Source organism: Allobosea sp. UNC402CLCol, from assembly GCF_000745475.1.
Classification (GTDB): domain Bacteria; phylum Pseudomonadota; class Alphaproteobacteria; order Rhizobiales; family Beijerinckiaceae; genus Allobosea; species Allobosea spartocytisi.
The window spans coordinates 574450-586482 of record NZ_KN050692.1 but is presented as its reverse complement, the minus strand read 5'-3'; the positions used below and the strand labels follow the sequence as shown (position 1 = coordinate 586482).

The window sequence follows — 12033 nt, the reverse complement described above, 5'->3', positions numbered from 1 at the left end:
CCCCAGGCGACCTCTGGGGTCCGATCATGGTTGATCGGCAAGTCCGCTTTCGTATGGTGGAAATGCGTCGGGACGTTCCCGGTCGCTGTTTTTCGTCTTCGCCTCTGAATTGGGTCAGGGACGTGGGCGAAAGACCGGGAAGAGGCAGGTTCTGCGATCAGACGCCAAGTCTGGGGCGGGGGGCAAGCCGAAGCCCGAGGGTCTCGAAACTCTTTTGGAGGTTACCAAATGAAGCTCGTCAAGAGCCTCCTCCTCGGTTCCGCCGCCGGCATCGCCGCGGTCGCCGGGGCTCAGGCCGCTGACCTTCCCTCGCGGAAGGCCGCTCCGGTCGAATACGTTCGCGTCTGCACCGCCTACGGTGCCGGCTTCTTCTACATCCCGGGCACCGACTCCTGCCTGCGCATCTCGGGCCGCGTTCGCGCCGAGTACGCTGTCGGCACCCGCTACAGCGACTATCAGGATGCCTACGGCACCCGCGCTCGTGGCCGTCTGAACATCGACGTCCGCACCGCGACCGCCTACGGCACGCTGCGCACCTTCATCCGCTACGAGCTGACCAACAACACCGGCATCTACGGTGCCGGCGGCGTCACCCCGTTCAACGTCGGCGCGACTGTCCCGGGCTTCGTCCGCGGCGCTTCGTCGACCTCCACCGGCTCGCTGCTCGACCTGGCCTTCGTCCAGTTCGGCCCGATCACCGCTGGTCGCGCTCAGTCGTTCTTCGACTTCTATGCTTCGGACCTGGGCTTCGCTTCGGTTCGTACGTCTGATTCGCGCGTCAACCTGCTGGCCTACACCGCCACCTTCGGTTCGGGCTTCTCGGCCACGATCTCGGCGGAAGACCGCACCTCGGGCACGTCCGGCCGCGAGCTGCCGGGCGTTGTGTTCAACGCGCTGGTTGGCGGCGGCGCTGCTGCGGCCGTCGTCCAGGGTCAGGACTATCCGGATCTGATCGCGTCGCTGCGCGTCGATCAGGGCTGGGGTTCGGCTCAGCTGTCCGGCGCTGTCGGCCAGCGTAAGTACGCCACGGCTGCGGCTCTCAACGCTGTCAACGGCGACGAGATGATCTGGGCCGTCCAGGGCGGCGTGAAGATCAACCTGCCGATGCTCGCCGCTGGCGACGCCTTCTGGCTGCAGGCTGCTTATGCTGACGGCGCTCTCGGCTACCTCGGCTGGTCCGCTGGCAGCCTCGGCCTCGGCCGCATCGGTGGTCTGACGCTGGCTGATGCCGCGATCAACCCGATCACCGGCAATGTCGAGAACTCGAAGGGCTGGTCGGTTGTTGCGGCGTTCCGCCACTTCTGGACCCCCACCCTGCGCACCGAGATCACCGGTTCGTACTCTGAGCTGAAGCTCAAGTACCTCGACGCCGCTGCGGTTGCTTTCAACGGCGTCACCGCTCGCTCGGCTGACCCGAAGGAGTTCCTGCTCGCTGCCAACCTGATCTGGTCGCCGGTCTCCGGCCTGGATATCGGCGTCGAAGTGCTCTACTCGCACCTCGATGTTCGTTCGCCGGTCGGCCTCGTGAACAACGGCAACGCTCGCAGCGCGCTCCTCGGCATCAAGTCGGAAGACTCGGTTGCTGGCCGCCTGCGCATCCAGCGCGACTTCTGATCGCCTCTCGCGATCCTAGTCGGAAGCCCCGGGGAAACCCGGGGCTTTTTTGTTGTCTATTTGTCCGCCGATAGTCGTCGCTGGCGGCTCCGGCCGATCCGGACTGATTGAGCCGAGCGGCCCGACGCATGGTCCTGGCGGGTGACGACGGCGCTGCGCCAGCTTGATTCGATAACTTGGGAATTGGCTCCAACCCCTTGATTGCAATGCCATCGAGGCGATGGGCTGGAGCCTTGGCCCGAAACGTGGCATCCCCTTGTCGGAACGATCCTGTGTTGGGATAAAGGAACGGATCGCGACGTTGCGTCCGCGCGGATGCGGGCTGCGATCTGGCTGGCTTCGCTGCGGGGGGCGGCGGGGAATGAGGGGCGAACGATGTCTCAACCGACGCGCTGGCTCTGGGGCGTGATTCCGCTGGCGCTGCTCTGGGGCGCGGGCAATCTGCTTCTCGACGATGCGATCCAGCGGGATGTCGCCAACCGGGCCGAGCGGGCCGTGGAGGCGAGCGCAGGAGCCACTCCGGGGGCGAGGCCGGTGACCGCGCAGGTCGAGGGGCGCGACGTCACGATCGGTGGCGAGGTCATGTCGTCAGACGGGGCGGCGAAGGCCATGGCCCAGCTGCGCGGGGAATTCGGCGTGCGCCGGGCTCTCGGCGGCCTGTCCCAGGTCGTTGCCCAGAAGCCCTATTCCTGGTTCGTCAGCCGCTTGCCCAATGTCGTGACCATCGGCGGCTTCGTGCCCGACCTCGCTGTCGCGGATGCCAATGTCGCCGCGGCCGGCGCGGCCTTGCCGGGTCTCAGGATCGACGATCGCCAGACGGTCGCTTTCGGTGCTCCCCAGGGATTCGCGGCGATGAGCGCCGCGATGATCGCCGCCTTGCCTCGGCTGGCGACCGGGCGGATCGCGCTGGATGACGGTCGCTTCTGCATCGAGGGCAAGGCCGCAACCCCCGAGGCGTTTCTGGCCTTGGAGGCGATCGGCACGAAGCCCCCGGTTGCCGGGTTCAGCGCCGTGTCCTGCGGTCTCGAGCCGCCGACGATCTCGCCCTATCGCTGGAGCGCGGCCCACGCGACGCCCGACGCGGTCGAGATCCAAGGCTTCGTTCCCGACGAGGCGACGCGAAGGCAGATTCTCGCAGCCTTCCAGACGGCCTTTCCGTCACCTGTCGCGATCCGTGACGGGATGTTGCCGGGCGTCGGCGCGCCGTCCGCTTTCCTCGCCAAGGTGAGGCGGGCCGCTTCGGAGCTGGCCCGGCTCAGAACCGGCAAGGCGGAGATCGATGGCGATGCCTATAAGCTTTCGGGCCTCGGCCCGAGCGACTATGCCGCCTGCCAGGCGCTCCGGCTGCAGATCGCCCAGCTCGATGGTCCCGACTCGGTCGCTCAGGCGACGATCGAATGCCCCCCGGCGCCTCCTGAGCCGGTCATGCCGCCCTTGCCGGAGATTCCGGGCCCGGTCCTGCATGATGTGATTCCGGCGCCCGCGCCCGATCCCGGCACTCGGGGGCAATCATCCCCATCCGGAGCGCCGCCCGCGGCTTCGGCTGCCGCGCCGCAAGCGCCGGCACCGCCGGCGAAACCGGTTCCGGTCGCCCCCTGGACGGCCCGGCTTTCCGGAGAGCGGCTGACGCTGTCCGGGGCCGTGCCCGATGCGGGGGCCAAAGCCAGCCTTCTCGCGCAGGCCGGGCGGCTCTTCGGCGGTGCGACAGTGGAGGACCGCATGGAGCTTGCGGCGGGCGGCTCCTCTGCCGGCGATTTCGCCGCTTCGGCCGGCTACGCGCTGGAGGCGCTGTCGAAGCTCAAGGCCGGATCGGTCTCGATCCGCGACAATGCCCTCTCGATCGCGGGCGAAGCCGCCGATGCGGCAGGCTGGCAGGGCTTGCAGGCCTTGCTGGCCGGTGCCCGCCCCGCGGGACTCGTGCTGCCGTCCGCCATGGCAACGGTGACGGTCCGGCCTTATGGCCTGTCGCTCTCGGCCGATCGTGGTGGCGCGGTCTTCTCCGGCTACCTGCCGGATGAGGCGGCGCGCGCGGCGTTGCACGCCCTCGTCGCGGAAACGCCGCTCGCCGGCAAGCTCGAGGACACGACCGTGATTCTGCCTGGGGCACCGGACGGCTTCGCCCAGGCCGCCAAGGCCATGCTCGCCGATCTGCTGCGGCTCGACATCGGCTCGGCGACGCTCACCGACCGGACGATCATGTTGCGGGGCCTCACTTGCCGGGACCTGATCAGGAGCGAGGTCGAGACCAGTGCCGCGACGGGCCTGCCGCCCGGCTTCTCCGCGGACGTCGTCGTCAGCCAGCGCCAGACCGGCTGCGTCGTCGATCCGCCGGCGAGCTGCCAGAACGACCTCGACGGGCTGACCCGGCAGAATCCGGTGCTGTTCGCGCAAGGCACCGCGGTGGTCGATCTCGACCCCGTGACCGAGCGCGTCATCGGCGAGGCTGCGTCCATTTTGAAGAAATGCCCGGGCGCGCGCGTCACCATCGAGGGCCACGCCAATCGCGACGGCGAATGGCGCGGCTTCGACAATCTCGACCTGTCGATGCGGCGGGCCGAGCGCGTGCGGGACGAACTGGCGCGGCGCGGCATCGATCCCGCCCAGCTCATGGTGAAGGGCTATGGCAGCACGCGGCCGCTGTTGCCCTATGGCGCCGCCCAGGCGCGCGAGATGAACCGCCGGGTTCAGTTCACGGTGGCGAAGTAGGGAGGGGACCATGCTCTATCTCGCCAGCCGGTTCGTCTGGTTTCTCCTGGCCGCTCTCGTGCTGGGCTTCGTCATGGGCTGGATCAGCCAGAGCGGGTCAGCGCGCCGCTTCTGGAGTCGTGGCTGGAGCCTCGTCGCCTTGCTCTGGCTTTGCGGCGCGGTCCTGGCCTGGTTGCAGCTCGTCAACGGCGTGGCGGCGATGTGGCTCGAAACGGCCTTGCTCTTCGTCGCGGTCTATTGGCTCGGCTGCGTGGCGGGCACGCTGCTGCACCCGCTCGACGATGATGTGAAGGAAACGGCCACCGCCTCGGCTGCGGCCGTATCGACGGCCGTGCCGGTTGCGGCCAGCGAGCCCGCCATTGCCGCGGTTCAGGCACCGGCAGATGCCGGCCGGACGTTTCCGCCCGTCGAGAACGAGGAGACGCTGCCCGGCCAGAGGCCTGCCGCATTGGCCGAGGCGCGCGGCGGCAAGGCCGACGACCTCAAGCTCATCAAGGGGATCGGCCGGCAGAACGAGGGGCGCCTGCACGGGCTCGGCATCTGGCATTTCGAGCAGATCGCCGCCTGGACGCCGGAGAACGTCGAATGGATCGGGGGCTATCTCGCTTTTCCCGGACGCATCGAACGCGAGGACTGGGTCGGTCAGGCGAAGCGCCTGGCCACCGGCGCGACCACGGAATTCGCCGACCGCGCCCGCGCCGGGCTCGTCGAGACCTCGCGTGATGACGGCTCGGCCGGGCAGGGCAATGTCGCGGCGCTCGAAGGCGACGGCTTCGAAGGGCGGCGGCCGGAACATCTGCTCGCCGCGGCGCGGGATGGCAAGCCCGACGATCTGACGCTGATCAAGGGCATCGGACCGGCGATCGCAGCCGATCTCAACCGGCTCGGCATCTGGCATTTCGACCAGATCGCCGCTCTCGGCGACGAGGAGATGCGCTATGCCTCCGCCTTCGCAGGGGCGCCCGGCCGTGGCCTTTCCGAGAACTGGCGCGAGGACGCGGGAATCCTCGCCCATGGCGGCGACACGCAGCATTCGCGCACGCTGAAGGCCGAGCGCGCGAAGGCGAAATCCTAGCCCGCCCGCCGCTCCGCCTTGGCGATGAGCTTGCCGATGCGGCGGATCATGTCCTTGCTGCCGAGCAGCGGCGCATGGCCTTGTCCGGGCGCCACATGGGTCTCGCAATCCGGGTGGCGCTCGGCCATCTCCTGCAAGGTCTTCTCGGCGAGCAGGTCAGAATTCGCGCCGCGGATCGCCAGAACCGGCACGCCCTGCAAGGCCTCGAAATAGGGCCAGAGCACCGGCAGCGGCGCTTCGAGGTCGAGCTCTTCCAGCACCTTCATCAGGTTGGTGTCGTAGTCCGGCCTTAGCGGCCCGTCGCGATCGGTCCAGGTCCGCCGCGCCATCAAGTCCCACTCGGCATCGCCCAGCAGCGGAAATTGCTGGTCGGAGAGCCGCTTCAGGATCTCCGCGCCCTCCGAAAAGCTGCGCGGCTTGGGCAGTTTGCCGACATAGCCGCGGATGCGCAGCAGCCCGCGCGCATCGATGACCGGGCCGACATCGTTGAACACCACGCCCGTGATGACGGCAGGTCGCGCCGCCGCCAGGGCCATGGTGAGCAGGCCGCCGCGCGAGGTGCCGATAAACGCGGCGCGCTCGATGCCGGCGACCACCAGCACCTGCATCAGATCGTCGAGTTCGACGCGGATGTCGTAGTTCTTCCAGTTGGCGTCATAGGCCGAGAGGCCGCGCCCGCGATAATCCAGCGCGAGCACGCGGCGCGGCTTCGTCTCGTCCTGCGACAATGCGAGCGCGACCTCGTGGAAATCGGCGGCGGTGCGGGCGAAGCCGGGCAGGCAGATCACCGGCAGCGCCGGCGAGGCGAGGGGGCCGTAATCGCGGGCATGCAGCCTGAGCCCGTCGGAAGCCGTGAAGAAGCGGGAAGCGAAGCCGGTGTCCATCCCCCGAGCTAATCGCGTCGGCCGCCCCGCTTCAAGTCGTAGTCGATCAGATAGGCGGTGCGCTGGTTCAGCCGCTGCCGGTAGACCTGCAGATTCTCCATCACGCGCTGGACGTAGTTGCGCGTCTCGGAGAAAGGAATGCGCTCGACCCAGTCGACGGCATCGACTTCCGGATCGCGCGGGTCGCCATAGGCGGCGATCCACTTCTTCACATTGGGCGAGCCGGCATTATAGGCGGCGAAGGTCAGGATGTAGGAGCCGCGCCATTCCCTGAGCAGGTCGTTGAGATGGGCCGCGCCCATCCGCGCCGCATAGAGTGGGTCCTGGCCCAGCTTCTCCCAGTCGAAGGGCAGGCCGGCCCGGCGCGCCGTCTCGCGGGCGGTCGCCGGCATCATCTGCATCAGCCCCCGCGCGCCGGCCTGCGACATGGCGGTCGGGTCGAAGGCGCTTTCCTGCCGCGCGATGGCGTGGACGATGGCGCGCTCCATCGGATCGCCCAGCACGTCGAAATCCGGCACGCCATGGGTCGGATAGGCCGCCTGGTCGAGCGGGAAGCCGCGTTGCAGCGCGGATTTGCCGATGGCGACGAGAGTGCGCGCATCGGCCTCCCTGCGGGCGATGGCCGCGATGGTCTCCAGCGCGGCGGCCGTGTGCAGGCGCTGCGCCAGATCGGCGAGCATCAGATTGGCGAGGTCGCGCTCACCGATCTTGTAGAGCAGGCGCACACCGCGATGGCCCGGCAGCGTATCGAGGCCAGCGGCGGCCGTGAGCCGCAGCGGCAGGTCGGCGAGGCCGAGCCTGGCCCGCGCGAGCTGCCCGTAATAGGCGACGGGCTGTTCGGCCGCCTTCCCGAAGGCCGCTTTCGCTTCTTCCGGCTTGTCGAGCGCCTCATAGGCGCGACCGCGCCAATAGGCGGCGCGCGCCACCGAAATCGGTGTCTCGGCCACGGTGGCGGCAGCGTCGAAATGCTTCAGCGCCGCCTCGGCGTTCTTCAGGAAGCGCAATGCGATGAAGCCCGCCTGCCATTCGGCTTCGATGCGTTCGGGCGCGTCCTCGGCGCCATGCCCCGCCGCGACCTCATAGGCTTTCTGCGCATTGCCGGCATCGAGCAGCTTGCGCGACAGGATGCGCCGCTCCTCCCACCAGCCATCGCCGTCGCCCAGCAGCGCCGGGTCGCGCGGAATGGCCGTCAGGGCCTTGGCGGCATCGTCGAGCTTGTCGCCGCGCCGCGCCTGCTGCGCCTGCAGGAAGGCGAAGGAGATGTCGCCGCGTAGCGAGGCCGGCACGGCCGAGATCAGCTTCTCGGAGATCGGCCGCCGGGCCCCGGCGCTGGCGAGGCGGGCGCGGGCCAGCAGGACATAATCGGCCGAGACGCGCGCGGCGCTGCGCAGGGCCGCCGGCCCGTCCTGGCGGAACAGGTAGCGCTCGGTGCGTAGGCGATGGTCTTCCTTGGTCAAGGCATCGCCGAATTGCGCCAGGACGATCTTCTCCAGCGCTTGCCCGAACGGGTCCTTGCGCCAGCTTTGCCGGATGAGGGCGAGCGCGTCGTCGCTCTTGCCTTCGTCCTTGAGCGCCAGCGCCAGCGCGATGCGCCCGGAGGGTGAAACCGGCTGCCGGCCGTGGAAGAAGGCGCGGATGACGGCGGGGCTCTTCTTTTCTGCGATCAGGGCCTCCTCGGCCCGGCGTCGAAACCGGGTGGTGGCCGGATAGTTCGGGTGATCGCGCAGGAAGGCGTCGATCCGCGTGAAGGGCACGACCCCGGCATTGGCATGGATCGCGACCCATTCCAGCAAAGCGCGGGTGCCCGGCTCGTCGATCCGCGCTGCGAGGGCGTCGCCGTCCGCCAGCGCGCCCTTGCGATAGGCCGCGACCGCCGAGCGCACCATCTCGAGATTGACCGTTTCGTCTCCCGGGAGCGCGGCAGGGGGATAGGGCGGCAGCGAGCTGGTGGTCTCGACGTCGCGGATCATGGCCAGCGTCTGCTGGCTGGCGAGCATGCCGTCGTCGCCCGCCCGGGTCGTGGAGGCGCAGAGCATCAGAGGCAGCAGGACGCCCGGCAATCGTCGCCGGAGGGCAGGCGAGGCCATGGCGTGTCTCCATCCTCGTGCTGGCATCGGATGATGGTCGGGGAAGCGGGTTGATGAAAGCTTAACTATGAAGCCACGCAATTTCATGGGTTGTTGGCTTTGCCTTGGCGAGGTGAGGGTTTATGTGTGACGGCCCGTAACCCCGTGTTTCTGCCTTTCAGGATCGTCCTCATGACCAAGCACCCCGCCTTTACCGGCTCGATGCCCGCTCTGGTCACGCCGTTCAAAGACGGCAAGGTCGACGAGGCTGCACTGCGGGCGCTGGTCGATTGGCAGATCGAGAGCGGCTCGACCGGCCTCGTCCCGGTCGGCACCACCGGCGAGAGCCCGACGCTCTCCCATGACGAGCACAAGCGCGTCGTCGAGATCGTCGTCGCCCAGAACAAGGGCCGCGTTCCGGTCATCGCCGGCGCCGGCTCCAACAACACGACGGAAGCCATCGACCTCGCCGTCCATGCCGAGAAGGCGGGCGCCAACGCTCTCCTCGTCGTCACGCCCTATTACAACAAGCCCACCCAGGAGGGCATGTACCAGCATTTCAAGGCGGTGAACGACGCGGTCGGCATTCCGATCATCATCTACAACATCCCGCCGCGCTCGGTGGTCGACATGTCGGTCGAGACGATGGCCCGGCTCTACGAGCTCAAGAACATCGCCGGAGTGAAGGACGCCACCGCCAACCTCGCGCGCGTCTCGCAGCAGCGCCACGCCATGGGGCCGGATTTCATCCAGCTCTCGGGCGAGGACATGACGGCGCTGGCCTATATGGCGGCCGGCGGTCATGGCTGCATCTCGGTGGTCGCCAATGTCGCGCCGCGCCTCTGCGCCGACCTGATGGAGGCCGCGCTCAAGGGCGATTACGCCAAGGCGTTGAAGGTGCAGGACCGGCTGGTGCCGCTCCATGACGCCACCTTCAAGGAGCCGGGCCTCGCCGGCGCCAAGCATGGCCTGAAGCTGCTCGGCCGCATCGAGGAGGAGATCCGCCTGCCGCTGCTGCCGGTGACGCCGGCGACGGGGAAGGTGATCCGCGAGGCCATGGTTTTCGCCGGGCTGATGAATGCCTAAATAGGGATTGTGTTCGACCGGTCGCCCCGGCCGAAGCCAGGGATACCGGAACGATGTACGAGCCCAGTCACTTCAAGGTCGAGGACCGCGCGCAACTGCATGCGGTCATCCGCCAGCATCCGCTCGCCACGCTGGTGACGGTGGGCGAGGGCGGCCTGATCGCCAATCCCGTGCCCTTCGTCCTGCATGAGGATATCGGCAAGAACGGCGTGCTGCGGGCCCATCTCGCCCGACCCAACGCGCAATGGAAGGCGATCGCGGCCGGTGCCGAGACGCTGGTGATCTTCACCGGCGTCGAGCGCTATGTCACGCCCGCCTGGTATGCGACCAAGCGCGAGACCGGCAAGGTCGTGCCGACCTGGAATTACGTCACGGTGCAGGTGCGCGGCCCCGCCCGCACCATCGAGGACCCGGCCTGGCTGCGCGCCCAGCTCGAATCGCTGACGCGGCAGCAGGAGGCGCCCCGCGCCGAGCCCTGGGCCGTGACCGACGCGCCCGAGCCCTTCATCGCGGCACAGACCCGCGGCATCGTCGGCATCGAGGTCGAGATCGCCTCGATCATCGGCAAGTTCAAGCTCAGCCAGAATCGACGCGAGGATGACAAGCTCGGTGTTCTCAACGGCTTGAGCGCCGATCCTGAATCGGAATCGCAGGCGATGGCGGCGCTCGTCAGGGAACATGGATTCGGCGGGAACGCATGAAAAAGCCCGATCCAGAGCGCTACAGGCTCGCCGCCGATAATCGCAAGGCGCGCTTCAACTACGAGATCAAGGAAACCGTGGAGGCGGGCATCGCCCTGCAGGGGACCGAGATTAAGTCGTTGCGCGGCGGCAAGGCGACGATCGGCGAGAGCTATGCCGGCCCGATGGGGACGGAGCTCTTCCTGTTCAACGCCCATATTCCGGAATATCTCGAGGCGAACCGCTTCAATCACGAGGTCCGCCGGCCGCGGAAGCTCCTGCTTCACAGGCGGGAGATCAACAAGCTGATGGGCGCGGTCCAGCGCGAGGGCATGGCCCTGATCCCGCTCAAGGTCTATTTCAACGACAAGGGCAGGGCGAAGGTCGAGCTCGGCCTTGGCAAGGGCAAGAAGCTCCACGACAAGCGCGAGACCGAGAAAGAGCGCGACTGGAATCGCGACAAGCAGCGGCTGTTGAAGAGCGGCGGGTAGGGCGGCGCCGGTCCCGCGCCAAACTCACCCCTCGACCGGCTCGTCGCCCTGGCGGATGCCGTAGCGCCGCTCCAGCCCGGGATTGCCCGGCGTCACCGGCCCGCCCGGCGCCCCGCCGCTGCGGGCACTGCGCTCGGCCGGGTCGCGCCCGATCTTCGGCATGAGCTGGGCGAGGTCGAGGAATTCGTCGCACTGGCGGCGCAGCTCGTCGGAGACCATCGGCGGGTTGGTCGAGATGGTCGAGACCACCCAGACTTTCACGCCCTTGCGCTGCACGGCTTCGACCAGCGGCCGGAAATCGCCGTCGCCGGAGAACAGGTAGATCTGGTCAAGATGCGGCGCGAGCTCGAGCATCTCGATCGCCAGCTCGATATCCATGTTGCCCTTGACGCGCCGGCGCCCGGTCGCGTCGGTGAACTCCTTGGCCGCCTTGGTGATGACGCGATAGCCGTTGTAATCGAGCCAATCGACCAGCGGGCGGATCGAGGAATACTCCTCGCTCTCCACCAGCGTGGTGAAATAAAACGCGCGGATCAGGTTGCCGCGTCCCTGAAACTCGCGCAGCAACCGGCGGTAATCCATGTCGAAGCCCAATTGCTTCGAGGTTGCATAAAGATTGGCGCCGTCGATGAACAGCGCAATGCGCGGTGAGGCGGCCATGGCAACAACTCCTGCTGAAATGTCATCAAATATTCAAGATGGGGGCCAATCGCGTTGGAACAATGTCAATTCACGGAGAATGGTCTCGTTTCATATGACAATTGCGTGGCGATCTGTCGCGTAGGCCCGTTCCGTTGGGGCTGCCGGTGAAGCGGGCGGGGCTTGCGGCAATCGGTCCGGCGCCCGTCCATGCCCTGCTCATTTCCGGCCGAGGGGACGCGCCGGATTGCCGGCGACGGTCGCACCGGCCGGCACGTCGCGCGTGACCACGCTGCCCGCGCCGATGATGGCATCGTCGCCGATCGTGACACCGGGCAGGATGATCGCGCCGCCGCCGATCCAGACGTTGCGGCCGATGCCGACGGGCCGGCCGAATTCCAGCATCCGCACACGCTCGCCGGGATCGCGCGGATGGTCGGCCGTCAAGATCTGCACGCCCGGCCCGATCTGCGTGCCCTGGCCGATCGCCACCGCGACCACGTCGAGGATGACGCAGTTGAAGTTCAGGAAAACCCCGTCGCCCAGGCTGATGTTGTAGCCGTAGTCGCAATGGAAGGGCGGCCGGATGGTGACGTCACGCCCGACATGCCCGAGCGCTTCGCGCAAGAGCGCGGGCCTCTCCTCCGGCCTGGCGGTGGTGGCGTTGAAGCGTTCCATCCAGGCGCTGATGCGGCGCTGATCGGCGACCAGTTCGGGATCGTCGGCGCGATAGAGCTCGCCCGCGAGCATCCTGTCCTTTTCGCTGCGCATGGCGGCTGTCCCGTGCCCGGC

General features: G+C 67.9%; 10 protein-coding genes. 6 read left to right on the top strand and 4 right to left on the bottom strand.

Features of this window, described 5'->3' with window-relative positions; genetic code table 11:
• Positions 1-228 precede the first annotated feature (228 nt).
• From GY40_RS25475 to GY40_RS28085, 3 genes are all read left to right on the top strand, one after another.
• A complete protein-coding gene (locus GY40_RS25475) occupies positions 229-1614 on the top strand; it encodes a porin (protein ID WP_038368354.1) in 1386 nt (461 codons plus the stop codon).
• A gap of 375 nt (positions 1615-1989) precedes the next feature.
• Positions 1990-4320: an OmpA family protein gene (locus GY40_RS25470; RefSeq protein WP_038368352.1), complete on the top strand. Its 2331-nt coding sequence runs from the start codon at positions 1990-1992 to the stop codon at positions 4318-4320.
• 10 nt (positions 4321-4330) lie between these two features.
• Positions 4331-5395, top strand: coding sequence for a hypothetical protein (locus tag GY40_RS28085; RefSeq protein ID WP_051988513.1), 1065 nt, complete (start codon positions 4331-4333; stop codon positions 5393-5395).
• On the opposite strand, the gene GY40_RS25460 is transcribed toward GY40_RS28085, so the two are convergent.
• Positions 5392-6279 carry an alpha/beta fold hydrolase gene (locus GY40_RS25460; protein WP_038368350.1) on the bottom strand — a complete coding sequence of 296 codons (888 nt, stop codon included), beginning with the start codon at positions 6277-6279 and terminating at the stop codon, positions 5392-5394. The genes GY40_RS28085 and GY40_RS25460 overlap by 4 nt on opposite strands.
• 8 nt (positions 6280-6287) lie before the next feature.
• Complete coding sequence (locus GY40_RS25455; protein ID WP_197062822.1) at positions 6288-8366, bottom strand: lytic transglycosylase domain-containing protein; 2079 nt, start codon at positions 8364-8366, stop codon at positions 6288-6290.
• A gap of 171 nt (positions 8367-8537) precedes the next feature.
• Here GY40_RS25455 and dapA point away from each other — a divergent pair, with 171 nt between their 5' ends.
• From dapA to smpB, 3 genes are read left to right on the top strand one after another with little or no spacing between them, the layout of a single operon-like run.
• Entirely contained in the window at positions 8538-9431 is an 894-nt protein-coding gene (dapA, locus tag GY40_RS25450) for a 4-hydroxy-tetrahydrodipicolinate synthase (RefSeq protein WP_038368349.1), read from the top strand.
• A gap of 53 nt (positions 9432-9484) precedes the next feature.
• A complete protein-coding gene (locus GY40_RS25445; RefSeq protein ID WP_038368348.1) occupies positions 9485-10132 on the top strand; it encodes an FMN-binding negative transcriptional regulator in 648 nt (215 codons plus the stop codon).
• Positions 10129-10602, top strand: coding sequence for an SsrA-binding protein SmpB (smpB, locus tag GY40_RS25440; protein ID WP_038368346.1), 474 nt, complete (start codon positions 10129-10131; stop codon positions 10600-10602). The genes GY40_RS25445 and smpB overlap by 4 nt, the downstream gene beginning before the upstream one ends.
• A gap of 24 nt (positions 10603-10626) precedes the next feature.
• On the opposite strand, the gene GY40_RS25435 is transcribed toward smpB, so the two are convergent.
• The gene (locus GY40_RS25435) at positions 10627-11262 is read right to left on the bottom strand and encodes a LabA-like NYN domain-containing protein (protein WP_038368345.1); all 636 of its coding nucleotides are present in this window, start codon (positions 11260-11262) and stop codon (positions 10627-10629) included.
• Positions 11263-11460: 198 nt separating this feature from the next.
• The gene (locus GY40_RS25430; RefSeq protein WP_038368343.1) at positions 11461-12012 is read right to left on the bottom strand and encodes a sugar O-acetyltransferase; all 552 of its coding nucleotides are present in this window, start codon (positions 12010-12012) and stop codon (positions 11461-11463) included.
• Between the last annotated feature and the right edge of the window lie 21 nt (positions 12013-12033).

Bases quoted from the DNA above. Each gene is read 5' to 3' on its own strand.
- smpB (WP_038368346.1), top strand. From the start codon at position 10,129: ATGAAAAAGCCCGATCCAGAGCGCTACAGGCTCGCCGCCGATAATCGC.
- GY40_RS25460 (WP_038368350.1), bottom strand. From the start codon at position 6,279: ATGGACACCGGCTTCGCTTCCCGCTTCTTCACGGCTTCCGACGGGCTC.
- GY40_RS25470 (WP_038368352.1), top strand. From the start codon at position 1,990: ATGTCTCAACCGACGCGCTGGCTCTGGGGCGTGATTCCGCTGGCGCTG.
- GY40_RS25435 (WP_038368345.1), bottom strand. From the start codon at position 11,262: ATGGCCGCCTCACCGCGCATTGCGCTGTTCATCGACGGCGCCAATCTT.
- GY40_RS25455 (WP_197062822.1), bottom strand. From the start codon at position 8,366: ATGGCCTCGCCTGCCCTCCGGCGACGATTGCCGGGCGTCCTGCTGCCT.
- dapA (WP_038368349.1), top strand. From the start codon at position 8,538: ATGACCAAGCACCCCGCCTTTACCGGCTCGATGCCCGCTCTGGTCACG.
- GY40_RS25445 (WP_038368348.1), top strand. From the start codon at position 9,485: ATGTACGAGCCCAGTCACTTCAAGGTCGAGGACCGCGCGCAACTGCAT.
- GY40_RS25475 (WP_038368354.1), top strand. From the start codon at position 229: ATGAAGCTCGTCAAGAGCCTCCTCCTCGGTTCCGCCGCCGGCATCGCC.
- GY40_RS28085 (WP_051988513.1), top strand. From the start codon at position 4,331: ATGCTCTATCTCGCCAGCCGGTTCGTCTGGTTTCTCCTGGCCGCTCTC.
- GY40_RS25430 (WP_038368343.1), bottom strand. From the start codon at position 12,012: ATGCGCAGCGAAAAGGACAGGATGCTCGCGGGCGAGCTCTATCGCGCC.